Consider the following 24336-nt stretch of genomic DNA (forward strand, 5'->3'; position numbering starts at 1 on the left):
ATGTCCGCCGAGAACCAGGTACCACCACCGCCCGGCCTGATCGCCTCACTGGCCGGGCTTGCCAAAAACAGCCTGCATCTTTTACTGTCGCGCCTGGAACTGGCAGCCCTTGAGCTGACCGAGGTGCGCGACACCCTGCTGCAATTGTCCATCGTGTTTGCCGTGGCCCTGCTGGCTGCCTGGTTCGCCATCGCGTTCGGCACGGCGACCCTGATCTACCTGTGTTGGGAAGCGATGGGCTGGAAGATCCTGCTGGTGCTGGCGATTGCCTTTGCGGTAGTGGCGATCGGCCTGGTGCTGTGGGGGCGCAGCCTGGTGCGGCAAGGCAAACTGGGCTTGTCGGCGACGATGGCGGAACTCAAGTCCGACCGCGACATGCTGCTTTGAAAGGGAGACCATGGCGTCCAGACAGGAATTACAGGCGCTTGCCGTAGCCAAGGAAAGGCTGGTGCGGGAAGGCGAGTTGTACCGCCTCGGCACGCTGCGCTCCAAGCATGAAGTGATCAACGCCCTGCAGCCGCAAGCGCTGCTGCATGGGGCGGTGGACCAGGCCATCGGCACGCTGCAGTCACGCCTTGGCAGCTTCATCGGGCAGGGCGGCGGCTTGTCCGGCATCAGCTTCAAGACCGTGCTGCCGTATGCGGTGACACTGGGTTCGTGGATTGCCCGCAAGCGCTTGTGGAAGCCGGCCGCGGCGGCCGGGGTGCTGGCGGCAGTCGGCGCCTGGTGGCTGATGCGGCGCAAGCCCGATGCTTAAAGGGTCTTGCGCAGGCGCGACATGTACTGCGTCGTAATGCCGAGGTAGGAGGCCAGCGCGCGCTGGGTGATGCGTTGTTCCAGGCCGGGGAACTGGCTGCGGAACGCTGCCAGCCGCGCTTCCGCCGTATTGTGGCTGCGGATCTGCAGGTTGGCCGCATAACGGCGGATGCTGCATTCGATGATCTTCAGGTAGTACTCATTCACAAAGCCATGCTCGGCCCTGTGGCGCTGCATGGCCATCCAGTCGATGCGCCAGGCCTCGACGGCCGTCTCGGCGACGAAGAATTCGCGCGCCGGCTCGCCCTGCAGGCCGCCCATCATATCGCTGTGCGAACCGGTGTTTTCACCTTCGGTGATGAAGCCCAGGGTCAGGTCTTCGCCGGCCACCGAGATATGGCCGCGCCGCGCCACCCCGCTGGAAATCCAGTAGTAATGGGTGGCGCGCGTGCCGGCCTCCTGCAGCATGGTGCCCTTGCGCACGTGTACCGCAGTCACGTGCGGGGCGCTCAGCTCGGTGTAGCGGTCGTAGAGCTCAATGCCAATGCCCAAGCGCTGGACGGTGGTAGCCCGGTGTTGCTCTCTTTGTAATTGGTATGCATGTGGCATGCTCGCATCATACCCGACCTGCTGCCAGGCCAGGATGACTTTTTATGATGCGGCCATAACTGGCGGTTGTACGCTTGCTTATTTGCCACTGGTTTCAAAGGTACGCGACATGTCGCGCGTGGCCAGGTGGATCTGGCGCGCGTTGGCCATGTCCGACTGGGCAATGCTGCGCGCTTCTTTCACGCAGTCGCTGTTGGCGCCGGCCCCTTGCTGCTTGCAGGCTTCCAGGGCTTCACGCAGGGCTGCGTTGATTTCCTTGCGCAGCGTAGCAAGCTGGGCCGCTTCGGTGCGGTCCGGCCTGGTCCAGCGCGGCGGGTCGCCGCGCTTCAGTTCTTGCTGTTGCTGCCTTGCAACTTCCGGCGGCGTGACCTGGGCGCTGGCCAACCCGCACAGGGCCAGGGCGGCAGCGCCAATCAGCATTTTCATGATGGGCTCCTTCGCTACAGCCTGCCGGTCAGCAGCAGGATGAGCAAGACGACAACAATCAGGCCGGCAACGCCGCTCGGGGCATAACCCCAGTTGCGGCTATGCGGCCAGGTTGGCAGGGCGCCGATGACAAGCAGGACCAGCACGATCAGCAGGATGGTGGCCATGGCAACCTCCTTTAATAGCGGTAAACCCGGCCATCGACCACGCGCACGCGCGTGCCGACCCGCAGGTCGTAGGCGCTGTCCTGGTTGACGGTACGGTAGTCGCCGTTATCCAGGCGCACGCTGATCTGGTACACATCGCGCGGCATGTTGCGGCTCTCTTCAACGCGGTTGCCGATCACGGCGCCGCCAATCGCACCGGCAGCGGTTGCCGCGGTACGGCCGGAACCGGAGCCGATCTGGCTGCCGGCCAGGGCACCCAGCAAGCCGCCGGCGACTGCGCCGGCTCCGCTGGTGGCCGGGTCAACGCGCACCACGCGGATCGAATCGACCGTGCCATACGTCGAGACATCGGCCTGCGAGGAATAATCGGTTGCCTGGGGATAGGATGAGTTGCTGGCGCAGCCGGCCGACAAAGCGGCCACCGCCACCATCATCGCTGCAAGGGATACAGTCGGTTTCATAACGTCTCCTCCTGTGGGTGGGATTAGGCGCAGCTTATGGCCGCCCGCCCTTGCTCGTCTGTGCGATTCCGCACAATGTTCGCCAGCGAACAGAAAAAGGGGCTTGTTAGCTGGACACTAGTGCCCGGAACACCCACCTCACAAAGGAGAAGCGTCATGAAATTCACCCAGAAATTCGCTACTGCCGTGTTCATTGCCTCAACCCTCGGCCTGGCTGGCTGCGCCTCGACCCCCACCAAGGAAAGCGCCGGCGAATATATCGACGACGCCGCCCTGACCACCAAGGTCAAGGCCAGCATCTTCAACGAGCCATCGCTGAAGTCGACTGAAATCAATGTCGAGACCTTCAAAGGCACCGTGCAGCTGAGCGGCTTCGTGGCCCAGCCTGCCGACATCACCCGCGCCGGCGAAATTGCCCGCGGCGTGAAAGGTGTCAAGGAAGTCAAGAACGACATCCGCGTCAAATAAACGCGGGTGGCATGGCTCATGCGCCTGGCGCAGACCATCCTTGCCACCGTCGCCTTCCTGTACGCCTTGCAGTGGGGCCGGGGTTTCCTCGTGCCCCTGCTGCTTGGCATCCTGCTGGCCTACACGCTGAACCCGCTGGTGGCCTGGCTGGAACGCGTGCGCGTACGGCGTGCGCTGGGCACGACGCTTGTCACTTGCGCCATCCTGGGGGGCGGTGCGGTGACGGCGGAGAAAGTGCACGTCGAATTTTCCAACATCATCGAAGAACTGCCCGATGCGGGGCGCAAACTGTCGCGCCTGGTGGCCTCGACCACCAGCGGCAAGGACAGCACGCTCAAGCGCATCCAGGATGTCGCCACCCAGATCGAGCAGGCGACCGCTGGCAAGCCTGCCACGCCGCCGCGCAAAGCGATCGCCGTGGTCACGCAGGATGGCGGGCATATCAAGGTGATCGACTGGGTCTGGGCCGGTTCGCGCGGCCTGCTGTCTTTCCTGAGCCAGGCCACCATGGTGGTGTTCCTGGTGTTCTTCCTGCTGCTGTCCGGCGACACCTTCAAGCGCAAGCTGGTCAAGCTGGCCGGGCCTTCGCTGACGCGCAAGAAGGTCACGCTGCAGATCCTCGACGAGATCAACAGTTCGATCCAGGGCTATATGTTCATGCTGCTGGTGACCAATGTGCTGCTGGCGCTGCTGATGTGGCTGGCCCTGCATTTCATCGGGGTGGAAAACGCCGGCGCCTGGGCCATCGTGGCGGGGCTGCTGCACCTGATGCCTTATTTCGGCCCGCTGCTGATTGTCTGTGCGCTCAGCGTCGCCTCTTACCTGCAATCGGAATCGCTGCAGATGGTGGCGCTGGTGGCGCTGGCCTCGATCGCCATCGCGACCCTGGTCGGCACCGTCATTGCCACCTGGATGACCGGGCGCATCGCGCGCATGAATGCCGCCGCGGTGTTCGTCAGCCTGCTGTTCTGGGGCTGGCTGTGGGGCGTGTGGGGCTTGCTGCTCGGCGTGCCGGTGGTGGTGATCGTCAAGGTCGTGGCCGAGAAGGTCGAGGGCATGGAAGTGGTCGCCGAGCTGCTGGGCGAGTAGGCGGGGAATGCTGCCGCTATCTGAGCGTATCCATTCGGGGGCTGCCGTGCCGGTGGCGCAGGCTGCCCAGCTGGAGCGCATACTGGCGCGCAAATTCGGCGCCGAGGAAGAACACCTGGGCCGAGTAATAGACCCACAGCAGGACCGCGATCAGGGAGCCGGCGGCGCCGAAGCTGTCGGTCACGCCGCTGTTGCCGATGTAGACGCCGATGCCGTATTTGCCCAAGGTGAACAGGGCCGCGGTGCCGAAGGCGCCAATCACCACGTCGCGCCATGACAGCCTGACGCGCGGCAGCATCTTGTAGATCACGGCAAACAGGGCGGAAATCACGAAGAAACTGATGACGTGGTTGAGGATGGTCAGCAGCAATGCGGCATCCTGCCAGTAAGCGCCCATTTTCTTTTCGACGAGGGCGAGGGCGGCGCTGACCACCAGCGAAACCAGCAGCAGGAAGCCGAGCACCAGCACCATGCCGAAGGATAGCAGGCGCGTGCGTACGGTATCCCAGATGCCGCCGCCTTGCGCAGGTGGCAATTGCCAGATTTCGTCGAGGCTGCCTTTCAGTTCGGTGAACACGCTGGTGGCGCCAAACAGCAGCAGGGCGCCGGCCACCAGGGTGGCGATCATGCCTTGTGTTTCATTGCTGGCGCCAGAGAGGATCAGCTGGATCGCTTCCGCGCCCTGGCTGCCAACCAGGCCGCGCAGCTGGAAGAACAGTTCCCCCTGGGCCGCCTCCTTGCCGTAGAACAGGCCGGCTATCGCGATCACCAGCACCAGGATCGGCGCCAGCGAAAACAGGGTGTAGAAGGCGAGCGCGGCCCCTTTGCTGCTGGCGCGGTGCTCGAGCCATTCGGTGATGGCGCACCAGCCAACGGCAGGCAGCTTCTTGGCGATGTGGGGAAAGCGTCTCCAGCCCATGAGCCGAGTGTACGTCCGGCGCGGCCAGGCTGACGGTGCGCCGGGGCACAAAAAAAGGGGCCCGCAGGCCCCTTCCATACCGCGTTGGCAGTGATTACTTCACACGGCGTTCCGCGGTCACATTGTCGATTTCAACGCGACGGTTTGGTTCCAGGCACTTGATCAGGTCGGCGCGCTTCATCTTCTTGTCGTTGCACTGTACCACTGGCTGGGACTTGCCCTTGCCTTGCGCGGTCAGGCGGGATGCATCAACACCCTTGCTGACCAGGTAGGTCTTGACGGCTTCGGCACGACGCTCGGACAGCTTCTGGTTGTACTTGTCCGAACCCAGGCGGTCGGTGTGGCCGGTGATGACCACGTTGTTGACCGACTTGTCTTCGTTCAGCAGCTTGGCCATGTCGTCCAGCTTAGGCTGTTCCGGCGCCAGGTTGGCGCTGTCGAAGGCGAACAGTTCGTTGGCGGACATGGTGACTTTTTCGAACTTCGGTGCTGGTGGCGGAGGCGCCACTGGAGCGGCAACTGGCGCCGGGGTTGGCTCAGGCGCCACGACTGGCGCCACCGGTGCAGGCGGTGGCGCTGGCTGTGGCGCTGGGCCCAGCAGGTAGTTCAGCGAGAACATCAGGTATTTGTTGTTCGATTTCGAGTTGTCGAACTCGTTGCCGCGGATGAAGCCGTGCACATTGCGCAGGTCAGCTTGCAGGAACAGGCGGTCGGTGATGTTCGACTGCAGACCTACGCCAACGGAGACGAATGGGGAATTGCGCTTTGGCTCAGCAACGCTGTTCGCTGCGGTGAACACATCGCGTTCCATGCCGGCACCAACCAGCAGGAATGGACGCACCGTCTTACGGGTCAGCATGTACAGGCCGTCAACGCCCAGGGTCTTCTGGCCGTAGCGGGAGCCGAACTTCTTGGTGGCAGCGTGGGTGGCGTTGAATTGCAGGTCCCACTGTTCATTCAGGGCTTTACCCAGTTTCAGGCCGTAGGCACCGTCGTATTTGTCGATGCCCCAGTCGCCGTCAGGGCGGAACGCGCCAGCGCCAGCGCCGACGTACCAGTTCTGGTTGAGCAGGGTGTCCTGCGCCGAAGCGGCGAACGAAGCCGACAACATCGCAGCGGCGATGGCGATATTCTTAATCTTATTCACTAGAAAACTCCCGTTGTTTGAGTAGCAAAGTCGCAAAAAAAAGTTGCGCGACTCCCTTTCCCAGCGGTGATACATTGCTGTGGGTTCAGTTTAGGCGGCGTTAACCGTCAGTATCCGTGCGTTGGCGCACATTTGGCTTGAAGTATAGCAATCACGTGGCATTTATACAACATATACCATAATTCACTATTGAAATTTCGTCAGGCCGCCACCTAAACGGGGATAGGTGGCGGTCGGTTGACAGACTGACTATTTCTTTTCAGGCTCAGGCGGCGGCGTCTGCGGCTGCACGATGACGGTGTCGCCGGCCTTGCCTGGCTCGCCTTGCGGACCAGGGGTGCCAGGTTCGCCTTTCGGGCCTTCCGGCCCCGGCGGACCCGGCACGACCGCTGGCGGCGGCGCCGGTTCCACCGTGGGCGGCGGATTATTGGTGACGGTCTTTTCGCAGGCGGTCAGGCCCACCAGGGCCAGGGCTGCGAGCAGGACTGGATATTTCATGGTCGTTCCTCTCTGGTTGGTTGATGCCGGCTCCAGCATAGGCCGCTGTCGGGTTGCGCCTCTGTTCGGGAACACACACAGGAAATCAAGGTCCAAGCTCCTGACGCAGCAGAGATTGGCAAATAACCAATGTTTGTTCGTTTGTATGTTCGTTGCCGCACAGACCGATGAGTCGCAGGCAAGGCACTCTGGAGCCTGCGAATCCACCCTGGCATCTACAAGGAGTGTTCAAATGCACGCAATCAGAGAATCGTCCCATGGCCTCGAAATCGAAGCTACCGCAGAGCTGCCGGCACCGTTGCCGGCTGTGCCGTCCCGTCCACGCCTGGCGCTTGTCGAGCGTCCCGGTCCCGTGACGGAGCGCAAAGCCCTGTCGCTGGCCCCGATCGAGCGCGTCCGATCCACCTCGGCGACCCTGCGCCGCATCGAAAATATGCAGAAACTGGTGGCGGAATTACAAAACCACGAAATGCTGGCTGACGAAATCGCCTGGTTCCTGAAATTTTCCCCATCCGGCGCCCGTAAATATATCCGCGACCTGCGCGAAGCCGGCGTGATCGAACTGGCCCGTTATATCGAAGGCACGGCGACCTACCTGGGCAAGGCTGTCTACCAGCTGACCCCGGATGCCGAACGCGTGCAAGCCTTCCTGGCCGCGATCGCCCAGCCCAAGCGCGAAGGCGCGCCGCCGCGCAAGGAGCGCCCCAGCCTGCGCGAACAGAGCATGGCCGGAAATGGCCGTCACTTCCATATCCTGGCAGATGACACCCATTACGCCATCCGCGTCAACCGCGGCCCGGTCCAGCGCGACCCCTTGGTGGCAGCGCTGTTTGGCGCCCCGAGCTCCCTGCAAAAGGCCATGCCTTAAGCCGGAACAGTGATAAGCTTCCATCAATGGCATGTTGAAATGCCATTGACCAGCCCCATCTGTGGCGGAACGAGTTCTGTTATGGACGGCATCATGGACGCTTGGGTTTTGCTTATCTTGACGGCGCTGGGCATCGCGGCGCCGATCGTGTATCCACGCTGGACCTTGCGGCGGGCGCTGGCCCGGCCGCTGGCAGCCGCCGAGCAGGCTATGCTCGAGCGCAGCATGCCTTTCTACCGCCAACTGGCGCCGGACTTGCAGCGCCAGTTGCAGCGCATGGTGGTGCAATTCCTGCACCAGAAAAAATTCGTCGGTTGCGCCGGCCTCGAGGTGAGCGATGAGATGCGCATCACCATCGCCGCCCAGGCTTGCCTGCTGTTGCTGAACAAGCCGAGCAAGGTCTACAGCGCCTTGCACACCATCCTGGTCTATCCGGGCGCCTTTGTCGCCAACCGCGACGAAGTGGGGGCGGGCGGCGTGATCACGCCGGCGCGCCGGCAGATGCTGGGTGAATCCTGGAGCGATGGCCGCATCGTGCTGTCCTGGGACGATGTCGCGCGCGGCACGCTGGATTGGCAGGGCGGAAACAACGTCGTGCTGCATGAGTTCGCCCACCAGCTCGACAGCGAATCGGGCAGCAATAACGGCGCCCCCTATCTTGGCAGCCCGGACAGCTATCGCAGCTGGTCGGAAGTGCTGTCGCGCGACTACGCCAACTTGCGCCATGCTGCCTGGCTGGGCCGGCAGGATAGCGTGCTGGACCATTACGGTGCGACCAGTCCTGCCGAGTTCTTTGCCGTGGCGACGGAAACCTTCTTCACGCGGCCGTGGCAACTGGCCGAGCGCCATGCCGCCTTGTATGGCGAGCTGCAAAAGTATTACCGGGTCGATCCGCGCAACTGGTTGGCCGCACCGCCGCCGCCAGCGCCCGAACCGGCCTTCCTGTCGATGCCAATGCCTGTGCGGTCGTTCGCCTGGGCCGACTGGTAAGGAGACTCAAAGGCGCCCATGGAATTCGAAGACTTCGATTTCATCACCAGCGAAGCGCCGGCCCGCGCCAGCGAACCGGCCGATCCGCTGCAGCGCCTGAAATACCTGGTCGACAATACCCCGGCCATCATCTACAGCACCGTGCCAAGCGGCGACTTCAAGATGACCTTCGTCAGCGCCAACGCGCTCAACGTGCTGGGCTACCGGCCGGAAGACATGGTGGCCGACCCCAATTTCTGGTTCGACCATATCCACCCCGACGATGCGCCGAACATCTTCTCCAGCCTGGCGCAGATCTTTACCGAAGGCGAGAAGGCCTACGAATACCGTTTCCGTACCGCCGATGGCCGCTACCTGTGGATGCATGACCAGTTGCGCCTGATTCGCGACGAGCAGGGCGCGCCGCTGGAGGTGATTGGCTCGCTGACGGACATTACCGACCGCAAGCAAATGGAAGAGACCCTGGTGCAGGCCCAGAACATGGCCTCGATCGGCCAGCTGGCGGCGGGCGTGGCGCACGAAATCAATAACCCGGTCGGTTTTGTCACCTCCAATATCGGCACCCTGAAAAGCTATGCCGACACCCTGTTCGAACTGGTCGAGCACAGCACCACGGCGGAGCAGCGCAGCGCGGCCGATTTCGAGTTCATGAAGGAAGATACGGAAGCCTTGCTGCGCGAGTCGATGGATGGCCTGCGCCGCGTGCGCGACATCGTGCAGGCGCTGAAAGACTTCTCGGAAGCCGGCGACAGCCAGTGGCAGCAGACCGACCTGCATGAGGGTCTGGAGAGCACGCTCCATGCGCTGGCCAATGAGCTGCGCTTCAAGGCCAAGGTGGACAGGCATTATGGCAAGCTGCCGCTGGTGCGCGGCTTGCCGGGCCAGTTGAACCAGGTATTCCGCAACATCCTCATGAATGCCATCCAGGCCATCCCCGGCGAAGGCATCATCCGCATCGTCACCAGCGCCGACCGCGAGGCCGTGCATGTGCGGATCCAGGACAACGGCGTCGGCATCCCGCCCGAGAATCTGGGCCGTATTTTCGATCCCTTCTTCACCACCAAGCCGGTGGGCAGCGGCACCGGGCTGGGGCTCTACCTGGCTTACGGCGCCGTCAACAAGCACGGCGGCCGCATCAACGTGATCTCCGAGCCCGGCAAAGGCTCGGCATTTACCGTGGTCCTGCCACTGCGCTCCGCTGAACCCAGATAGGCAGGCGGTGGCCGCTCTTTTTCTCGAAGTCCTGCAACTGCTGGATCATGCGCTCATTGAGCACGTGGTCGGAGGCCAGCAGCATCAGGCCATCGCGGCTGACGACGTCACGCGCGAGCACCATGCCGGGCACCAGTTCGCCCGACAGCAATTCGACGTCGGTGCTTTCCGCCACGCCGCGCACGCCGCCGTCGACCACCTGGCGGAAGGCTTGCACCACTTGCGGGTCATAGCGCTTGCCGCTGCCATCCATCACCAGCGACTTGGCTTCTTCCGGCTTCAGGTGGCGCTGCACCAGGGCGCCTTGCTGCAGGTTGAAGTAATCGATCGCCAGCGTCAGGATGCGCGAGCCGATCGGGATCGCAAAGCCCGCCAGCCGGTCCGGGAAGCCCTGGCCGTCGAAGCGCTCCATCTGGTGCCGCACGATGGCGGCGACGCCGGCCATGTCGGTCAGCGGCATCAGCAACTGCGCGCCGGAAACAGGATGCTTGCGGAACAGCGCCAGGTCGGCGCCGTGCAGCATGGTCATCGGGGTGCGCAGCATCTCGTCGGAAAAGCCGATGCGGCCAAGGTCGTGCAGCAGGGCGGCGATGAAGATATCCTGCACCTCGTTCATGTCGAGCTTGAGCTGGGTCGCCATCTTGCGCGCCAGGTCGGCCACCTGGCGCGTCTGGCCGGTCTGGCCGGTGCCGCGCGCTTCGGCGATGCTCGACAGGATCTTGATAGTGGTCAGGAAGTTGGCCTTGAGCTGGCGCGTACGTTCCTCGACCTTTTGCTCCAGGCCGGCGTTGAGCGACTTCAGTTCCTCGTTCTGCTTCAGGGTCAACGCTTCCAGGCGCTGCTTTTCCAGCTCGAGCTGGTGGCGTTCCAGCGCGTGGCGCACGATCAGCAGGATGTCGTTGTCGTCCCAGGGCTTGGTGATGTAGCGGTAGATCTCGCCGCAGTTGATGGCGTCCTGGATCGACTGCACGTCGGAATAACCGGTCAGCAGCAGGCGCACGGTATTGGGCCAGCGCTCGCGCACCTGGGCCAGGAAACGCGCGCCGTCCATTTCCGGCATGCGCATGTCCGAGATCACCAGGTCGACCGGCTGCTGCGCCAGCAGCTCGAGCCCCTGCGCGCCGCTGATGGCCGTCAGCACCTCGTAGCCTTTGCCGCGGAACAGGCGGCGCAGGGAAGAGAGGATGTTCGGCTCGTCGTCGACACACAGGATGGTCATCATGGGGTGGCTTCCTTCTGCTCGTTGGGAGGTCGCTTCTTGGGTAGGGTGACGCGGAAAGTGGTGCCCTGGCCGAGGGCAGAATCGACCTCGATCCGGCCGTGGTGCTTTTGCACGATGCCGTAGGACAGGGACAAGCCCAGGCCGGTTCCCTTGCCGACTTCCTTGGTGGTGAAGAAGGGGTCGAAGATGCGGCCCAGGTTTTCCGGCGCGATGCCGGCGCCGTTGTCGGAGACGCTGAACCAGACGTGATCGCCGTCGCAGCCGGTGCGGATCTCGATGCGGCCGCGCATGGAGCCGATGGCGTGGGCGGCGTTGACCAGCAGGTTCATCACTACCTGGTTGATTTGCAGCGGCAGGCATTCGATGTCGGGGATTTCGGCGTATTCGCGCACCACGTCGGCCTTGTACTTGATTTCGTTGCTGACGATGTTGAGGGTGGAGTCGATGCCCTGGCGCAGGTCGGCCCAGACCCATTCCTGCTGGCTGTCGACGCGCGAGAAGTCCTTCAGGTCTTGCACGATATGGCGCACGCGCACGATGCCTTCCTTCGATTCCTGCATCAGGGTCGGGATATCGGTGCGCAGGAAGCCCAGCTCCACCTGGTCGCGCATGGCGCGCAGCCGGGCCGCGACGGCCGGATCCACGATCGCCGCCTCGGCTTCCTGATAGGCGTCGAGCATGGAGAACAGGTTGTCCAGGTAGCTTTGCAGGGTGCCGAAATTGGAAAAGATGTAGCCGATCGGATTATTGATTTCGTGCGCCACCCCGGCCGCCAGCTGGCCAATGGAGGCCAGCTTGTCGGACTGCACCAGCTGCTGCTGGGTGCGGCTCAGGGTTTCATTGAGCTCGGTCAGTTCGATATTGCGGCGCCGCAGCTCCTCTTCGGCGCTCTGGCGCTGGCGGATGTCTTCGGCCAATTGGGCGGTGCGCTGGCGCACGGTCTGCTCCAGGTTGTCGTGCGCGCGGCGCAGGGCGTTTTCCGCCACGCGCCGCTCGGTCACGTCGCGCAGGCTCTGGATTGCGCCGACCAGCTTGCCGTCATGCCCGCGCAGCGGCGCTGCCGTCGATTGCAGCCAATGCCCGGCCGCGCCGAGGTTGGGGAAGAAGTCCTCTTCCTCGTAGGCGCCGTCGATCAGCGAAGACGGCTTGTATTTGTCGCGGAAATTGCGGTCGGTGGCCGGATCGATGTTATCGACGATCAGGTCGGCCAGCAGGGGGCGCGGCTTGGTATAGAAAGCTTGCCAGTGCTGGCGGGTGCCCACCATTTCGTGCGTGCCCCAGCCCAGCAGGTGTTCGCAGGCCTTGTTCCAGTGGGTGATGACGTGGTCGGTATCGATGACGAAGGTCGCAACGGGGTGACCGTCCAGCAATTCGGACAGGGCGCGTTCGACAGACCTTTCGACGTGGAAGCTGCTCATGTCAAAGTGGCATCTGGTGTGGACGGTCTGATTATACGGCGGGAAATAGAAAAGGTGCGCGTGCGATAGCTAACAGTCATAAAGGCCAGGCTTAGGCAGGCTAGGGCTTTTGGGAGGAACCGCCATGGCCACCATCATTGCAGGACATTTCCAGTTGCAGGAAACCGCGCTCGAGGTATGCGAAGCGTTCAAGGCTGCCGGTTTCGCTGCCGGCAGCGTATCGACCTTCTTCAACAACCCGCCCGGGCAGCACAATGTGATTCCGACCGGCGGCGACCGCCCCGAGTCGCCGGGCGCGCAGCAAACCCCGGAGGCGGTGGCCAAGGGCGAAGTGACCGGCGCGGCCATCGGCGCCGCGGCAGGGGCGGCCACCATTCCCTTGACCGGGCCGCTGGGCCCGGTGCTGGGCGGCCTGGTCGGCGCCCACGTGGGCTCGCTGTACAGCTTTTCCGAACTGAAGGAGAAGAACGAATCGGGGCCGCCGCCACGCCGCTCCGGCATGATGGTTGCCGTGGCAGTCGACGGCGGGCAAGAGGCGCGGGCGATCGAGCTGATGCGCCAGCAGGGCGCGGAAAAAATCGAGCGCGCCCAAGGCATTATCGAGAACGGCGACTGGAAGGATTTTGATCCCTTGTCAGTCCCACAATTTGTTTGAGCGCCCTGTTGCGGAATGCAAACGCCCCCTGTGCGAAAAGTAATTTTCGGTATGATAGTTGCTACAATAAAAGCAGCGAACTAGACGTGGATCATGACCACGGCGTGCCGTCCAGTACATCATCTGCCACAAGAGCTATCGCTTTGTTCTGAGGGGGAGAGGGCCAATGACACAGGCATGGGTAGTCCTTTCGCGGCCGGATCGCCGCGATATTTCGGCGCCGACCGAAGCCCAACTGGTGGCGGCACTGTCGGATGTGTACGGCGGCAAGATCCACGGCCCCGATGGCATTCCCGGCAGCGCCACCCTGAAGTTCGGCTATGACGACGGCCTGATGTACCAGGTCGAAGTCGGCCAGGACGGCGCCGTACGCTACGAGGAGTGGTCGGACCGCGATTGCGAAATTGCGCTCGCCACGCCGCGCCATATGAGCTGCAAGCAGGAAGATGCATTGCAAATCTGGAAGTGGCTGGCGCTGCGCCAGGTCGCCAAGATTCGCAGCCAGGCCTGGCTCTCCGAGGGATGATGGCGCGCTCAATGCGACATCAGCAGCGGCAGCGTCATCGCGTCGAGCACGCTGCGCGTGACGCCGCCCAGCAGCGTTTCGCGGAAGCGCGAATGGCCGTACGCCCCCATCACCAGTAAGTCGCAATCGCGCTCGCCGGCCAGGGCCAGCAGCTGTTCGCCCACGTTGCCGGGGCGCTTCAGCAGGCCCAGGCGTTCGCTCTGGGCCAGCACCAGTTTCGCCATCACGCCATGCCGCTCCAGCCAGGCCAGCACGTCGGTGCCGGGCGGATCGCCGAAGACGCCGGGACGCGCCTCGGCATCGACAATCGCCACCGTCACGCTGTCGGCGCGGCGCAGCAGGGGCAGCGCATCCTGCAGTGCGCGCCCGGCTTCGCGGCTGGCATTCCAGCCGACCAGGATGTGGCGCGCCGGCGCCGGGCCGCCCGGGCTGGCCACGCCATCGCTGCTGACGGCAATGGCAGACGAGGTGCGGGCGGCAAAGGGCATGACCAGCACCGGCTTGCCGCTGCCGGCCAGCACTTCGGCCGGCACGTCGGGACCGCGCCCGTTCGGCGCGAGCTGGCCGACGATCACCAGGTCGGCATGGCGCGCCATCAGGCTCAGGCCGGCAGCCGGTTCATCGTCGAGGATGCGCTGTTCGAACGATTGCACGCCCAGCGCCTGCAGGCGCGGCGCGAAGTCGGCCAGCGCATGGCTGGCCCGCTCGCGCAGGATGTCGAGGTGGCGTGCCAGATTGGGATCGTTGTCGTCCACCGTTTCGTTCTGGTACAGGAAGCGCGAAATGCCGGTGGTGGCGACGCCGATGACGTGGGCGCCTTCCTGCAGCGCCAGTTCGCCGGCCAGCAGGATGCGCGCTGCGCTATGGGGCGCTTCATCGACGTGCACCAGGATAGTTTTGTAGGCCATGGCTTTTTCTCAGCGCAGGGCCGCCGTCGCTTTCTCCAGCCGCGTCTGGCACGCGATGCACAGCGGTGCTTCGGGCCGCGCATTCAGGCGCGAGAAGGGGATCTCATTGCCGCAATTGTCGCACAAGCCGTAGCTGCCTTCGTCGATCTTGGCCAGGGCGTGGCGGATACTGCTGAGCTGTGCCTGCTTGTGTTCGTCGGCTTCCAGTTCGAGCTGGTTGAGGGTGCGATTGCTGGCGCTGTCTGCCGGCGAGGTTTCGATTTCCTCCACCGCCGGGACGCGCGCCAGCTCGCCGTCCATGCGGCCGGCAAGCTGCTGCAAAAGTGCTAGCTTGCGTTGCTCCAGCGCGGCTTGCAATGATGCAAGCTGATCCGGCGACAGGCCCATGGCGGTCTCCACGAATTCATTGTTCGGAAGACCATTGTATGCCTGCTGCGTTAATTACGCACTCTCGCGTGCATGGCGTGCGGCCAGCTGTTTTTTCAGGCTCTCCAGCGGCGCTGCCAGGTGTTCGGGCCGGGCCGCGGCAATCGCTGCCGCCACGGCCAGCAAGTCGGCGCTGATGCCGGCCAGTTCCTTGACGCGCTCGATGCGGCGGATGGTTTCGCGTGCTTCGCTGGCCAGCCGCAGCAGTTCGGGCAGGGTGACGCCCATGCCTTCCAGCGAATGGCTGGCGGCATCGACGTACAGGCTGTTGGCCTGCTGGCGCAGCGCCACTTCGTTTTCGAACAGGGCCTGGGCCGCGCCGTGCGTCAGCGGCGCGCCTGCGCCCTTGCCGTTGTTGCCCTCCAGCCGTTGCTGCTGGCGGATGCCGCGCATGATGCGCTCGTGCAGTTCGTCGGCGCTGGCGGACAGGCTGTCGGCCAGCGTTTCCAGGTCGTGCGGCAGGGCGGCGGTCAGGCTCATGGCTGGGCTCCTTGGGCGGTGGCAGGCGGGATGGCGGACGATGCGCTGCCGGCGGTGTCGGTCGCCGGCAGCGGGTCGAGGCCGCGGTACAGGGCGGCGTGGCGTTCGCGGATGGCATCGATGTTTTGCGCCGCCAGCGTGTGGCGCAGGCCGAGCAGGCGGTACTCCTTCAACTTTTCCTGCTGGTGCGCGCGGGCCAGGGCGGCCAGCAGGCGGTCGCGCGGCGCGTCGGCATAGGGAATTTCCACCGCCAGCATGCCGAGCACGATGCGCTGCTCGTTGTCGTGGTTCTTGTTGAAGTAACGCAGCAGGGTGTGCATGGCGTCAAGCGTGCCTTGCAGCGGCTCGTACCCTTCGCGCAGCATGGCTTGCACGGCCTGGTCCTGTTCGCGTGCCGTGGCGCTGCGCAGCAGCAGGCGCACCAGGCCGGCATAGGCGTTGACATGGCGGTCGCTCAGGCCGGTATCGGGCCAGGCCTTGATGCTTTGCGACATTTGCTTGACCTGGTCGCCGTAATGGAAGGTGTCGCCGCTGGCCAGGGCGCCCAGGGCACGCAGGTAGGTGGTGGCGGCGCTGTGCAGGGCGATGAAATCGGGATAGGCGTCGTGGCGCTTGCGGTCGATCGCTTCCTCGCGCTGGACGGCTGCGGCGCTGAGGTAGGGCTGCTCGCGCTGGAAGGTATCGCGGAAGCGTTGGCTCAGGTCGTTGAATCCGGCCAGCTTGGGCGCGTCGTCGGCAAGGGCGCGCACCTCCCGCAGGCGCGGATTGCTGGCGCAGGCGGCCAGTAGCAGGCACAACAGGATGCACAGGTAACGTTTCATGGCGGGTCTCCTCGGGCGGCAGAGACCATCTTGCACCTCGGCGCAGCGGGCGCGTTTGCGCCAGCGCAAAGGTCAGGCGCGCAGGTAGGGCGTGGCCCAGGCCAGGCTGTCTTCGGTGCGCGCGCCAGGCAGGTACTCGCAGCCGATCCAGCCCCGGTAGCCGAGCTCGTCGAGCAGGCGGAACAGGAAAGGATAGTTGATCTCGCCCGTGCCCGGTTCATGGCGGCCCGGCGTGTCGGCCAGTTGCATGTGGCGGATATGGGGCAGGCAGGCGCGGATGGTGTTGGCCAGCTCGCCCTCCATGCGCTGCATGTGGTAAATGTCGTACTGCAGGAACAGGTTGGGGCGCGCGGCGTCGGCCAGGATCTCGAGCGCCTGGCGGCTGTGGTTCAGGAAATAGCCGGGAATGTCGAAATGGTTGATCGGCTCGATCAGCACCTCAATGCCATGGGGCGCGAACTGGTCGGCGGCGTATTGCAAGGCGCGGATATACGCCTCGCGTGCACGTTCCGGCGCCAGGCCGCCGGGCAGGATACCGGCCATGCAATGCACGCGCGGCGTGTCCAGCTCCCTCGCGTATTCCAGGGCGAGGCCGACGCTATCCTGGAATTCCTCGAAGCGGCGCGGATCACAAGCCATGCCGCGCTCGCCCGCTTGCCAGTCGCCGGGCGGCAGGTTGTGCAGCACCAGTTGCAGCTGGTGGCGCTGCAAGCGTTCCTTGATGTCGTCGGAATCGAAGGCGTAGGGGAAAAGGAATTCCACGCCCTTGAAGCCTGCCGCATGCGCCAGCCCGAAGCGCTCGATGAAGGGCGCTTCGGTGAACAGCATGGACAGGTTGGCAGCGAACTGTGGCATGCCCGCGATTATAGCGGGCCTGGCCTGGTTCAGCGTGGAGGGCGGTTGCGCGGGGCGTTGGATGGGCGCGAGCCGCTTGGGCTGCCGCCTGGACGGGCGTCGCGGCGGATGCCGGCCGGGGCTGCTGCGCGCGGGGCGCCGCCGTTGCCGCTGGCAGCCACGCGTGGCTTGCCCTGGCCATTCTGGCTGCGGTTGCCGCCGCCGTTTCCGCCATTGCCGTTGCCGCCAGGGCGTGGGGGGCGATTCGTATGGCGGCCGACACCGCTGCGCAGCTGGATCGGCTGGGCCTTGGCGTTCGGGTCCGGCTCGAAGCCCGGGATGATTTCGCGCGGCAGCGTGACCTTGATCAGGCGTTCGATATCGCGCAGCATGACGTGTTCGTCCACGCACACCAGGGACACTGCTTCGCCCTTGGCGCCGGCGCGGCCGGTGCGGCCGATGCGGTGCACATAATCTTCCGGCACGTTCGGCAGGTCATAGTTGACCACGTGCGGCAACTGGTCGATGTCGATGCCGCGCGCAGCGATATCGGTGGCGACCAGGCATTGCAGCGTGCCATCCTTGAACTCGGCCAGCGCGCGGGTACGCGCGGTCTGGCTCTTGTTGCCGTGGATCGCCATGGCTTTCACGCCGTCCTTGCCCAGTTGCTCGACCAGCTTGTTGGCGCCGTGCTTGGTGCGGGTGAAGACCAGTACCTGGGTCCAGGCGTGGGTGCGGATCAGGTGCGACAGCATCGGGTGCTTCTTGTCGCGGTCGACCGGGTGGATCTTCTGCGAGATGATTTCCACCGTCGAATTGCGGCGCGCCACTTCGATGGTTTTCGGGTTGTCCAGCAGGCCGTCGGCCAGGGCCTTGATCTCGTCGGAGAAGGTGGCCGAGAACAGCAGGTTCTGGCGCTTCGGCGGCAGGGCGGCCAGCACTTTGCGGATATCGCGGATGAAGCCCATGTCCAGCATGCGGTCGGCTTCGTCCAGGATCAGGATCTCGATCTTGTCGAGGTTGACGGTGCCCTGGCCCATGTGGTCCAGCAGGCGGCCTGGCGTGGCCACCAGGATGTCGACGCCGTGCTTGAGCAGCTTGATCTGCGGGTTGATGCTGACGCCGCCGAAAATCACGGCCGAATTCAGCTTGGTGTATTTACCGTAAGTCTTGACGCTTTCTTCCACCTGGGCCGCCAGTTCGCGGGTCGGGGTTAGGATCAGGGCGCGGATCGGGCGCGGCGAAGTATTGTTGACCAGCTTGCTGCCGAAGGCGTCGGTGGACAGGCGGTGTAGAACGGGCAGCGTGAAGCCGGCAGTTTTGCCGGTACCGGTCTGGGCGCCTGCCAGCAGGTCGCCGCCATTCAGTACGGCAGGAATGGCCTGGCCCTGGATCGGGGTTGGGGCTGTATAGCCGGTTTCGGCGACCGCGCGCAGAATGGCATCGGACAAGCCGAGATCGGAAAAGTTCATAGTTATTATATAAATTATGTGGAAATTATTGCCATACGGAAACGTCGGCCCTGTGCGGAGTATAGCAGCAAGTCCGATTCATTGACGCACGGCAATAACAAAAGAGGCCCCGCAGGGCCTCGTTTGTGGCGGTTTTGGGCTTGTTTTTATGCAAATTCTGCCAGCAGGCCAACCATCTGGCCGAACACCTTTGGCGAGGCCGCGATGATGTGGCCGGTGTTCATATAGTTCGATTCGCCGTTGAACTCGCCGGCGATGCCGCCCGCTTCGGTCACCAGCAGGGCGCCGGCCGCGATGTCCCATGGCTTGAGGTTCTTTTCGTAGTAGCCATCCAGGCGGCCGCAAGCGACGTAGGCCAGGTCCAGGGCGGCGGAGCCGGCGCGGCGGATGCCGTGCGAGCGCTCGGCCATGATGGTGAACATCTTGGCGAATTCAGCGATGGCAGCCGGGCTGCCTGGCTTGTAACCGGAAGCGAGCAGGGCGCCGCTGATGCGGTCGAGCTTGTTGACGCGGATGCGCTTTTCGTTGAGGTAGGCGCCGGCGCCTTTGGTGGCGGTGAACAGGTCGTTGTGTACCGGGTCGTAGACCACGGCCTGGGTCACGACGCCTTTTTGCTGCAGGGCGATAGAGATGCAGTACTGTGGGAAGCCGTGCATGAAGTTGGTGGTGCCGTCCAGTGGATCGATGATCCACACGTATTCGCTCTCGTCATTGACGGTGCCGGTCACGCCGGATTCTTCGGCGAAGATGGCGTGGTCGGGATAGGCTTTCAGCAGCACTTCGATGATGGCCTGTTCGGCGGCCTGGTCAACATCAGTGACGAAGTCATTGTGTTGTTTTTCAGTTACGTTCACGCGGTCCAGGTCGAAGGATGCGCGGTTGATCACAGCGGCGCCACGGCGCGCGGCCTTGATGGCCGTATTCAGCATTGGGTGCATACTAGCTTCCGTAAAATAGACATTGCCGCCCACGGAAACGCTTCGCGCATCCGGCAGCGGAAATGATGACAAGATTGAAAAAGAGCGGCGCGTTGTGCGGGCAGAGTAAAATGCGGCCCAACGCAGAATCCCGCTATTGTAAATGAAGCAGACCGAAATCGCATCCTCCGCCTTCCACCGCCTCCGGGTCGTCCTGGTGGAAACCAGCCGCCCCGGCAATATCGGATCGGTGGCGCGCGCCATGAAAACCATGGGTTTTTCCGACCTGGTGCTGGTCAATCCGCGCTTCGAAGGGGCCTGCGAGCATGAGGAAGCGGTGGCCTTTGCCTCCGGCGCGCAGGATATCCTGTCGTCGGCGCGGGTGGTGGGCAGCATGGCCGAAGCGCTGGAAGGGATCAACTTCACGGCGGCCGTGTCGGCGCGGCTGCGCGAGTTTTCGCCGCCGGTGGTGACGCCGCGTGAATTTGCCGGCCAGCTGGCGGCCGGGGCGGAGCTGAACGCGGCCCTGATCTTCGGCAATGAGCGCTTTGGCCTGCCGAATGAGATTGTCGAACCTTGCAATGTGCTGGTGAATATCCCGGCCAATCCCGACTATTCCTCGCTCAACCTGGCGCAGGCGGCCCAGGTCCTGGTGTATGAATGCCGCATGGCGGCGCTTGACGGGCGGCATGCGGCCAGCCCGGTCGGTTTCCACGGCGAAGCGGCCAGCGCGGCCCAGATCGACGGCATGTACGAGCACCTGGAGCAGGCGCTGGTCGAGGTCGGCTTTCTCGACGCTAACAATCCGCGCAAGCTGATGCCCCGCCTGAAGCGCATGTTTGCGCGCGCCGGGCTGGAAACGGAAGAAGTCAACATCCTGCGCGGCATTGCGCGCCAGATGCAGGTGCGCAGCCGCAAGGATTAGAGGTCTTTCTCTAGCCGGGGCGCGGCGGCGTCCTTAGAATCCCCCTATAACTATTAAGAGGGGACTAGATGCAACGCAGATCATTCTTGAAGGCTGGGCTGCTGGGCGGCCTGGCGCTGGTCGCCGGCGGGGCCGTGTACCGGCAACTCCGTCCGGCCGTGGCCGAGCGTTTTGCGCTCGATGCCGAGGGCCGCACCATGCTGGCGGCGCTGATTCCAGCCATTACCGGCGTCGCGCCCGACGCGGCAGCGCTGCAGGCGGCAATCGACCGCGTCGGCGCGGCCATCAATGGGCTGCCGCTGCGCGTGCAGAAGGAAATCAGTGACCTGTTCGGCTTGCTGAACATTGCGCCCACGCGCCGCCTGCTGGCTGGCGTGCCGGCCTGGCCGGAGGCAAGCCCCGAGCAGGTGGCGGCCTTCCTGGAGGGGTGGCGCACCCATCGCACCGAGATGCTGCAGACGGCCTACCATGGCTTGCATGACCTGGTGCTCGGCGCCTGGTATGCCGAATCTTCGACCTGGGCGGCCATCGCCTATTCCGGCCCGATGAAGGAGTTGAGCGCATGAGCAGCCCGATTCCAGATCCGATCCAGGCCGGCATCGCCGCCGGCTGGCAAGTCATCGATGCCTCCACCTTGCAGCAGGACCGCAGCTTCGACGCCGACGTGGTCGTGGTCGGCACGGGCGCGGGCGGCGGCGTGACTGCGGAAATCCTGGCGCAAGCCGGCCTGAAAGTGCTGATGGTGGAAGAGGGCGCGCTGAAGTCGTCGAAGGATTTCAAGATGCGCGAGGCCGATGCCTATCCTTCCCTTTACCAGGATTCCGCCGCCCGCAAGACCGCCGACAAGGCGATCAACATCCTGCAGGGCCGCACCGTCGGCGGCACCACGGTGGTCAACTGGACATCCAGCTTCCGCACGCCGGCCGACACGCTGGGCTGGTGGCAGTCGAAATATGGCCTGCGCGACTATAGCGTGGAAGGCATGGCGCCCTGGTTCCAGAAAATGGAAGAGCGCCTGCACATCAGCGACTGGCCGACCCCGCCGAACGCCAACAATGACTTGCTGCGCACCGGCGCCGACAAGCTGGGCATCAAGACCGCCCTGATCCGGCGCAACGTCAACGGCTGCTGGAACCTGGGCTATTGCGGCATGGGCTGCCCGACCAATGCCAAGCAGTCGATGCTGGTGACGACCATTCCGTCCGCGCTGGAAAAAGGCGCCGTGCTGCTGACGCGTGCCCGCGCCGAGCGCTTCACGCTGGCGGGCGGCCATGCCACCTCGCTCGAGTGCGCGGCGCTGACTGCGGATGGCATGGAACCGACCGGCCGCCGCCTGACGCTCAAGGCGCGCCACTTCGTGGTCGCGGGCGGCGCCATCAACTCGCCGGCGCTGCTGCTGCGCTCCGGTGCGCCCGATCCGCAGCAGCTGCTTGGCCAGCGCACCTTCCTGCATCCGGTGGTGGTGTCGATGGGGCTGTACCCGCAAGCGGTGGAAGCCTTCAACGGCGCGCCGCAGACCGTCTATTCCGACCATTTCCTGCATACCCAGGCGCTGGACGGCCCCATGGGCTACAAGCTGGAAGTCGCGCCGCTGCATCCGGTGCTGGGCGCGACCACGCTGGCAGGCTACGGCCCGTCCCATGCCAACCTGATGAAGCGCTTTGCCAACGTGCAGGGCATGCTGGCGCTGCTGCGCGACGGCTTCCATCCGGAAGCGGCCGGCGGCCGCGTGACGCTGCACAGCGACGGCTCGCCGCGCCTGGACTATCCGTTGACGCCTTATTTCTGGGAAGGTGCGCGTCGCGCCTTGCTGACCATGGCGGAAATCCAGTTCGCCGCCGGCGCCGACGGGGTAGGCCCGGTGCACGAACTGGTGCGGCAGCCCTACAAGAACTGGGATGAGGCGCGCCAGGCCATTGCCGCGCTGCCGATGCAAAAGCTGCTGACGCGCGTCGTCTCGGCCCACGTCATGGGCGGTTGCGCGATGACGGGCGATGCCGCCACCGGCGTCGTGGCGCCGGACGGGCTGTATCGCGGCATCGGCAACCTGTCGGTGCACGACGGCTCGCTGTTCCCGACCTCGATCGGCGCCAATCCGCAGCTGTCGATCTATGGCGTCGCGGCCCGGCTGGCAAGCGGCCTGGCCGAGCGCCTGGCAAGGAAGGCCTGACCAATGGTAAAACGCATGCTGCTGATGATCATGGCCACGCAAGTGGCCGTTGCGATCGTCATCGCATGGGCGTTATCGCGCCTGGTGCCAGCCGATGTGGCGCTGCTGCTGGCGGTGATTGTTGTGCTATTGGTACGCCTGGCGATCACGGCCAACAATTTCCGCATGACGCTGCGGCCGCTGCCGGAAGAGGCGCACCTGGGCCTGCTGCAACGCTTGCAACTGTTCTTTCACGAGTATGCGTCCACCATGGCCGTGACGTCTTGGCATATGTTGCGCCACCAGCCGCGCATGCATATTGCAAGGACGCCGCGCGGCTTGCCGGTGCTGCTGGTGCACGGCTATGGCGCCAACGGCGGCTTCTGGGTCCACCTGGCCGAGCAGCTGGAAGAGCGCGGCTACAGTCATGCCACCGTGGATCTGGAACCGGTGTTCGGCGATATCGAAGACTTTGCCGTGCAGCTGGAGCAGGGCGTGCAGGCGCTGCTGGCTGCCAGCGGCAGCGAGAAGGTCATCATTGTGGCGCACAGCATGGGCGGGCTGGTGGCGCGCGCCTGGCTGCGCCGCTTCGGCGCCGCGCATGTGGCGCGCATCATCACGCTGGCTACGCCGCACCACGGCACCGACCTGGCGCACCTTGGGCCGGGCCACAACGCGCGCCAGATGCAGCGCAATGCCGAATGGCTGGCGCAGCTGGATGCCGCCGACCGCAACCGGCGCGGCCTGTTCACCTCCATCTACTCCTGGCACGACAACATCATCGCGCCGCAGGATTCCTGCCACCTGCCCGGCGCCCGCAATATCGCACTGCATGGCATCGGCCATGTCGGCATGGGCCGCCATCCAGCGATCGCAAGCCACATTCTTGCGGAGATTTTGGGTATCACTTAGACTGTCTTGAGGCCAAGCAAGAAACGCTGCAATTTTGACCCTGGTTGGTTTCAATAAGAAAGCGGGACGATGGCGACAGACTACGGCAAGCTCGAAGAAACCCTGGAGGCCGAAGAGTGCTTTGGCAGCCTGCTCGAATCCATGCCGGATGCTATCGTGGTGGCCAACGAATCTGGCCGCATCGTGCTGGCCAACTGCCGCGCGGAAGACCTGTTCGACTACCTGCCGGGGGAAATGCGCGGCATGGCCCTGGAAGCCGTGCTGCCCAAGGGGCCGGAAGCCTGGGGGGCGCGCAAGGGCGGGGACAGGTTCGCGGCCGACGTGCGCAGCAGCCAGCTGGGCGCCGGCGCCAGCAGGCTGCAAGTCCATTCCGTACGTGATATCAGCGAACTGGCAAAGGCCAGCCAGGCCAAGGAGCGCTTCCTGGGCAGCATGTCGCATGAATTGCGCACGCCGCTGAATGCCATCATCGGTTTCACAGGCACGTTGCTGATGCAGCTTCCGGGTCCCTTGAATGCGGATCAGGAGAAGCAGCTGCGTACCGTGCAAGCCAGCGCGCGCCACCTGCTCGCCCTGATCAACGACCTGCTGGACTTTGCCAAGATCGGCTCGGGCAAGGTGGAGTTGAACGCCGAGCCGCTGAACTGCCGTGCCGTTGTCGAAGAGCTGGCGATGGCGTTCCGCCCGCAGGCAAAGCAGAAAGGGCTGGTGCTGCATTTCCGCGCGCCGGCGCAAGCCGTGATGCTGCGCACCGACCGCCGCGCCTTGCAGCAAATCCTGGGCAACCTGTTGACTAACGCGATCAAATTTACCGAACGTGGCGAAGTCAGTATCGCCCTGGAACGCAGCGTGGCCGGGGGCAAGCCCGTGGTGCAGGTCAGTGTCAGCGACACCGGTACCGGCGTCACGGAAGACATCATGCAACAACTGGGCATTCGCCTGAGCCAGAAACTGGCGGCACTGTTGAACGGCTCGGTCCGGCATTTCGACAAACCTGGCAATGGCAGCATATTTGTGCTCACATTGCCGCTGGAATAGCGGATACTAGAGGCGATACATTG

General features: G+C 64.2%; 30 protein-coding genes. 14 read left to right on the forward strand and 16 right to left on the reverse strand.

All coding sequences use genetic code 11. From position 1 onward, the window contains the following. Together ACN9M3_RS12050 and ACN9M3_RS12055 are read left to right on the forward strand one after the other, a co-directional pair. Positions 1-387, forward strand: coding sequence for a phage holin family protein (locus tag ACN9M3_RS12050; protein ID WP_426170995.1), 387 nt, complete (start codon positions 1-3; stop codon positions 385-387). A gap of 10 nt (positions 388-397) precedes the next feature. Next, on the forward strand, positions 398-757 hold the full coding sequence (locus ACN9M3_RS12055) for a hypothetical protein (protein WP_426170997.1): 360 nt from the start codon (positions 398-400) through the stop codon (positions 755-757). Here ACN9M3_RS12055 and ACN9M3_RS12060 read toward each other — a convergent pair. The 4 genes from ACN9M3_RS12060 to ACN9M3_RS12075 form a co-directional block, all read right to left on the reverse strand. After that, the gene (locus tag ACN9M3_RS12060) at positions 754-1365 is read right to left on the reverse strand and encodes a Crp/Fnr family transcriptional regulator (RefSeq protein WP_426322672.1); all 612 of its coding nucleotides are present in this window, start codon (positions 1363-1365) and stop codon (positions 754-756) included. The two genes, ACN9M3_RS12055 and ACN9M3_RS12060, sit on opposite strands and share 4 nt — an antisense overlap. A 78-nt stretch (positions 1366-1443) precedes the next feature. Further along, entirely contained in the window at positions 1444-1791 is a 348-nt protein-coding gene (locus ACN9M3_RS12065) for a hypothetical protein (protein ID WP_426171001.1), read from the reverse strand. A 14-nt stretch (positions 1792-1805) separates the two neighbouring features. Continuing rightward, the gene (locus ACN9M3_RS12070; RefSeq protein WP_082507486.1) at positions 1806-1958 is read right to left on the reverse strand and encodes a DUF3309 domain-containing protein; all 153 of its coding nucleotides are present in this window, start codon (positions 1956-1958) and stop codon (positions 1806-1808) included. An 11-nt stretch (positions 1959-1969) separates the two neighbouring features. Next, positions 1970-2419 carry a glycine zipper 2TM domain-containing protein gene (locus ACN9M3_RS12075; RefSeq protein ID WP_426171002.1) on the reverse strand — a complete coding sequence of 150 codons (450 nt, stop codon included), beginning with the start codon at positions 2417-2419 and terminating at the stop codon, positions 1970-1972. Positions 2420-2575: 156 nt separating this feature from the next. Here ACN9M3_RS12075 and ACN9M3_RS12080 point away from each other — a divergent pair, with 156 nt between their 5' ends. Then, entirely contained in the window at positions 2576-2887 is a 312-nt protein-coding gene (locus ACN9M3_RS12080; protein ID WP_426171004.1) for a BON domain-containing protein, read from the forward strand. 18 nt (positions 2888-2905) lie between these two features. Further along, entirely contained in the window at positions 2906-3976 is a 1071-nt protein-coding gene (locus ACN9M3_RS12085) for an AI-2E family transporter (RefSeq protein ID WP_426171005.1), read from the forward strand. Between the two features lie 16 nt (positions 3977-3992). Here ACN9M3_RS12085 and ACN9M3_RS12090 read toward each other — a convergent pair whose 3' ends face one another. The 3 genes from ACN9M3_RS12090 to ACN9M3_RS12100 all read right to left on the reverse strand — a co-directional run bounded on the left by ACN9M3_RS12090 (position 3993) and on the right by ACN9M3_RS12100 (position 6540). Next, a complete protein-coding gene (locus ACN9M3_RS12090) occupies positions 3993-4895 on the reverse strand; it encodes a YihY/virulence factor BrkB family protein (RefSeq protein ID WP_426171007.1) in 903 nt (300 codons plus the stop codon). Between the two features lie 94 nt (positions 4896-4989). Next, on the reverse strand, positions 4990-6042 hold the full coding sequence (locus ACN9M3_RS12095) for an OmpA family protein (protein ID WP_426171008.1): 1053 nt from the start codon (positions 6040-6042) through the stop codon (positions 4990-4992). Between the two features lie 249 nt (positions 6043-6291). Then, positions 6292-6540, reverse strand: coding sequence for a hypothetical protein (locus ACN9M3_RS12100; protein ID WP_426171010.1), 249 nt, complete (start codon positions 6538-6540; stop codon positions 6292-6294). Positions 6541-6772: 232 nt separating this feature from the next. Between ACN9M3_RS12100 and ACN9M3_RS12105 the strand changes: the two genes are divergently transcribed. The 3 genes from ACN9M3_RS12105 (at position 6773) to ACN9M3_RS12115 (ending at position 9610) form a co-directional block, all read left to right on the forward strand. Then, a complete protein-coding gene (locus ACN9M3_RS12105; RefSeq protein ID WP_229210060.1) occupies positions 6773-7408 on the forward strand; it encodes a winged helix-turn-helix domain-containing protein in 636 nt (211 codons plus the stop codon). A gap of 93 nt (positions 7409-7501) precedes the next feature. Then, positions 7502-8398 carry a zinc-dependent peptidase gene (locus ACN9M3_RS12110; protein WP_426322676.1) on the forward strand — a complete coding sequence of 299 codons (897 nt, stop codon included), beginning with the start codon at positions 7502-7504 and terminating at the stop codon, positions 8396-8398. A gap of 18 nt (positions 8399-8416) precedes the next feature. Then, on the forward strand, positions 8417-9610 hold the full coding sequence (locus ACN9M3_RS12115) for an ATP-binding protein (RefSeq protein ID WP_426171013.1): 1194 nt from the start codon (positions 8417-8419) through the stop codon (positions 9608-9610). Here ACN9M3_RS12115 and ACN9M3_RS12120 read toward each other — a convergent pair. After that, complete coding sequence (locus ACN9M3_RS12120) at positions 9570-10832, reverse strand: HD domain-containing phosphohydrolase (RefSeq protein WP_426171014.1); 1263 nt, start codon at positions 10830-10832, stop codon at positions 9570-9572. The two genes, ACN9M3_RS12115 and ACN9M3_RS12120, sit on opposite strands and share 41 nt — an antisense overlap. Next, positions 10829-12250, reverse strand: coding sequence for an ATP-binding protein (locus ACN9M3_RS12125; protein WP_426322678.1), 1422 nt, complete (start codon positions 12248-12250; stop codon positions 10829-10831). Before ACN9M3_RS12125 ends, ACN9M3_RS12120 begins: the two co-directional genes overlap by 4 nt. Positions 12251-12374: 124 nt before the next feature. Here ACN9M3_RS12125 and ACN9M3_RS12130 point away from each other — a divergent pair, with 124 nt between their 5' ends. Beyond that, complete coding sequence (locus ACN9M3_RS12130) at positions 12375-12905, forward strand: hypothetical protein (RefSeq protein ID WP_426171018.1); 531 nt, start codon at positions 12375-12377, stop codon at positions 12903-12905. A gap of 166 nt (positions 12906-13071) precedes the next feature. Beyond that, on the forward strand, positions 13072-13431 hold the full coding sequence (locus tag ACN9M3_RS12135; RefSeq protein WP_426171020.1) for a hypothetical protein: 360 nt from the start codon (positions 13072-13074) through the stop codon (positions 13429-13431). Between the two features lie 8 nt (positions 13432-13439). Here ACN9M3_RS12135 and ACN9M3_RS12140 read toward each other — a convergent pair whose 3' ends face one another. From ACN9M3_RS12140 to ACN9M3_RS12170, 7 genes are all read right to left on the reverse strand, one after another. Continuing rightward, positions 13440-14339, reverse strand: coding sequence for a universal stress protein (locus ACN9M3_RS12140; protein WP_426322681.1), 900 nt, complete (start codon positions 14337-14339; stop codon positions 13440-13442). Positions 14340-14348: 9 nt separating this feature from the next. After that, positions 14349-14726: a TraR/DksA family transcriptional regulator gene (locus ACN9M3_RS12145; RefSeq protein WP_055934865.1), complete on the reverse strand. Its 378-nt coding sequence runs from the start codon at positions 14724-14726 to the stop codon at positions 14349-14351. A 54-nt stretch (positions 14727-14780) separates the two neighbouring features. Beyond that, positions 14781-15245, reverse strand: a complete 465-nt coding sequence (locus tag ACN9M3_RS12150) for a hypothetical protein (protein WP_426171023.1) — start codon at positions 15243-15245, stop codon at positions 14781-14783. Beyond that, on the reverse strand, positions 15242-16066 hold the full coding sequence (locus tag ACN9M3_RS12155) for a hypothetical protein (protein WP_426322684.1): 825 nt from the start codon (positions 16064-16066) through the stop codon (positions 15242-15244). The genes ACN9M3_RS12150 and ACN9M3_RS12155 overlap by 4 nt, the downstream gene beginning before the upstream one ends. Positions 16067-16138: 72 nt before the next feature. After that, positions 16139-16921 (reverse strand): 2-oxo-tetronate isomerase, encoded by a 783-nt coding sequence (gene otnI / locus ACN9M3_RS12160; RefSeq protein ID WP_426322686.1) that lies wholly within the window; start codon positions 16919-16921, stop codon positions 16139-16141. Positions 16922-16950: 29 nt separating this feature from the next. Next, entirely contained in the window at positions 16951-18372 is a 1422-nt protein-coding gene (locus tag ACN9M3_RS12165) for a DEAD/DEAH box helicase (RefSeq protein ID WP_426171028.1), read from the reverse strand. Between the two features lie 146 nt (positions 18373-18518). Then, complete coding sequence (locus ACN9M3_RS12170; RefSeq protein WP_426172179.1) at positions 18519-19301, reverse strand: inositol monophosphatase family protein; 783 nt, start codon at positions 19299-19301, stop codon at positions 18519-18521. A 151-nt stretch (positions 19302-19452) separates the two neighbouring features. Here ACN9M3_RS12170 and ACN9M3_RS12175 point away from each other — a divergent pair, with 151 nt between their 5' ends. The 5 genes from ACN9M3_RS12175 to ACN9M3_RS12195 all read left to right on the forward strand — a co-directional run bounded on the left by ACN9M3_RS12175 (position 19453) and on the right by ACN9M3_RS12195 (position 24313). Beyond that, positions 19453-20214: an RNA methyltransferase gene (locus ACN9M3_RS12175; RefSeq protein ID WP_426322688.1), complete on the forward strand. Its 762-nt coding sequence runs from the start codon at positions 19453-19455 to the stop codon at positions 20212-20214. Positions 20215-20282: 68 nt separating this feature from the next. Continuing rightward, positions 20283-20780 carry a hypothetical protein gene (locus ACN9M3_RS12180; protein WP_426322690.1) on the forward strand — a complete coding sequence of 166 codons (498 nt, stop codon included), beginning with the start codon at positions 20283-20285 and terminating at the stop codon, positions 20778-20780. Next, positions 20777-22384, forward strand: a complete 1608-nt coding sequence (locus ACN9M3_RS12185; RefSeq protein WP_426322692.1) for a GMC family oxidoreductase N-terminal domain-containing protein — start codon at positions 20777-20779, stop codon at positions 22382-22384. Before ACN9M3_RS12180 ends, ACN9M3_RS12185 begins: the two co-directional genes overlap by 4 nt. A 3-nt stretch (positions 22385-22387) precedes the next feature. Next, positions 22388-23275 (forward strand): esterase/lipase family protein, encoded by an 888-nt coding sequence (locus ACN9M3_RS12190; protein ID WP_426322694.1) that lies wholly within the window; start codon positions 22388-22390, stop codon positions 23273-23275. A gap of 69 nt (positions 23276-23344) precedes the next feature. Then, the gene (locus ACN9M3_RS12195) at positions 23345-24313 is read left to right on the forward strand and encodes a PAS domain-containing sensor histidine kinase (protein WP_426322696.1); all 969 of its coding nucleotides are present in this window, start codon (positions 23345-23347) and stop codon (positions 24311-24313) included. The last annotated feature ends 23 nt before the right edge of the window (positions 24314-24336 follow it).

The organism is Pseudoduganella sp. R-43, assembly GCF_049913255.1.
Taxonomy (GTDB): Bacteria; Pseudomonadota; Gammaproteobacteria; order Burkholderiales; family Burkholderiaceae_D; genus Rugamonas.

Excerpts from the sequence above, each read along its gene's own strand:
- ACN9M3_RS12050 (WP_426170995.1), top strand. The coding sequence starts at position 1 with ATGTCCGCCGAGAACCAGGTACCACCACCGCCCGGCCTGATCGCCTCA.
- ACN9M3_RS12055 (WP_426170997.1), top strand. The coding sequence starts at position 398 with ATGGCGTCCAGACAGGAATTACAGGCGCTTGCCGTAGCCAAGGAAAGG.
- ACN9M3_RS12060 (WP_426322672.1), bottom strand. The coding sequence starts at position 1,365 with ATGCCACATGCATACCAATTACAAAGAGAGCAACACCGGGCTACCACC.
- ACN9M3_RS12065 (WP_426171001.1), bottom strand. The coding sequence starts at position 1,791 with ATGAAAATGCTGATTGGCGCTGCCGCCCTGGCCCTGTGCGGGTTGGCC.
- ACN9M3_RS12070 (WP_082507486.1), bottom strand. The coding sequence starts at position 1,958 with ATGGCCACCATCCTGCTGATCGTGCTGGTCCTGCTTGTCATCGGCGCC.
- ACN9M3_RS12075 (WP_426171002.1), bottom strand. The coding sequence starts at position 2,419 with ATGAAACCGACTGTATCCCTTGCAGCGATGATGGTGGCGGTGGCCGCT.
- ACN9M3_RS12080 (WP_426171004.1), top strand. The coding sequence starts at position 2,576 with ATGAAATTCACCCAGAAATTCGCTACTGCCGTGTTCATTGCCTCAACC.
- ACN9M3_RS12085 (WP_426171005.1), top strand. The coding sequence starts at position 2,906 with ATGCGCCTGGCGCAGACCATCCTTGCCACCGTCGCCTTCCTGTACGCC.
- ACN9M3_RS12090 (WP_426171007.1), bottom strand. The coding sequence starts at position 4,895 with ATGGGCTGGAGACGCTTTCCCCACATCGCCAAGAAGCTGCCTGCCGTT.
- ACN9M3_RS12100 (WP_426171010.1), bottom strand. The coding sequence starts at position 6,540 with ATGAAATATCCAGTCCTGCTCGCAGCCCTGGCCCTGGTGGGCCTGACC.
- ACN9M3_RS12105 (WP_229210060.1), top strand. The coding sequence starts at position 6,773 with ATGCACGCAATCAGAGAATCGTCCCATGGCCTCGAAATCGAAGCTACC.
- ACN9M3_RS12110 (WP_426322676.1), top strand. The coding sequence starts at position 7,502 with ATGGACGCTTGGGTTTTGCTTATCTTGACGGCGCTGGGCATCGCGGCG.
- ACN9M3_RS12115 (WP_426171013.1), top strand. The coding sequence starts at position 8,417 with ATGGAATTCGAAGACTTCGATTTCATCACCAGCGAAGCGCCGGCCCGC.
- ACN9M3_RS12120 (WP_426171014.1), bottom strand. The coding sequence starts at position 10,832 with ATGATGACCATCCTGTGTGTCGACGACGAGCCGAACATCCTCTCTTCC.
- ACN9M3_RS12125 (WP_426322678.1), bottom strand. The coding sequence starts at position 12,250 with ATGAGCAGCTTCCACGTCGAAAGGTCTGTCGAACGCGCCCTGTCCGAA.
- ACN9M3_RS12130 (WP_426171018.1), top strand. The coding sequence starts at position 12,375 with ATGGCCACCATCATTGCAGGACATTTCCAGTTGCAGGAAACCGCGCTC.
- ACN9M3_RS12135 (WP_426171020.1), top strand. The coding sequence starts at position 13,072 with ATGACACAGGCATGGGTAGTCCTTTCGCGGCCGGATCGCCGCGATATT.
- ACN9M3_RS12140 (WP_426322681.1), bottom strand. The coding sequence starts at position 14,339 with ATGGCCTACAAAACTATCCTGGTGCACGTCGATGAAGCGCCCCATAGC.
- ACN9M3_RS12145 (WP_055934865.1), bottom strand. The coding sequence starts at position 14,726 with ATGGGCCTGTCGCCGGATCAGCTTGCATCATTGCAAGCCGCGCTGGAG.
- ACN9M3_RS12150 (WP_426171023.1), bottom strand. The coding sequence starts at position 15,245 with ATGAGCCTGACCGCCGCCCTGCCGCACGACCTGGAAACGCTGGCCGAC.
- ACN9M3_RS12155 (WP_426322684.1), bottom strand. The coding sequence starts at position 16,066 with ATGAAACGTTACCTGTGCATCCTGTTGTGCCTGCTACTGGCCGCCTGC.
- otnI (WP_426322686.1), bottom strand. The coding sequence starts at position 16,921 with ATGCCACAGTTCGCTGCCAACCTGTCCATGCTGTTCACCGAAGCGCCC.
- ACN9M3_RS12165 (WP_426171028.1), bottom strand. The coding sequence starts at position 18,372 with ATGAACTTTTCCGATCTCGGCTTGTCCGATGCCATTCTGCGCGCGGTC.
- ACN9M3_RS12170 (WP_426172179.1), bottom strand. The coding sequence starts at position 19,301 with ATGCTGAATACGGCCATCAAGGCCGCGCGCCGTGGCGCCGCTGTGATC.
- ACN9M3_RS12175 (WP_426322688.1), top strand. The coding sequence starts at position 19,453 with ATGAAGCAGACCGAAATCGCATCCTCCGCCTTCCACCGCCTCCGGGTC.
- ACN9M3_RS12180 (WP_426322690.1), top strand. The coding sequence starts at position 20,283 with ATGCAACGCAGATCATTCTTGAAGGCTGGGCTGCTGGGCGGCCTGGCG.
- ACN9M3_RS12185 (WP_426322692.1), top strand. The coding sequence starts at position 20,777 with ATGAGCAGCCCGATTCCAGATCCGATCCAGGCCGGCATCGCCGCCGGC.
- ACN9M3_RS12190 (WP_426322694.1), top strand. The coding sequence starts at position 22,388 with ATGGTAAAACGCATGCTGCTGATGATCATGGCCACGCAAGTGGCCGTT.
- ACN9M3_RS12195 (WP_426322696.1), top strand. The coding sequence starts at position 23,345 with ATGGCGACAGACTACGGCAAGCTCGAAGAAACCCTGGAGGCCGAAGAG.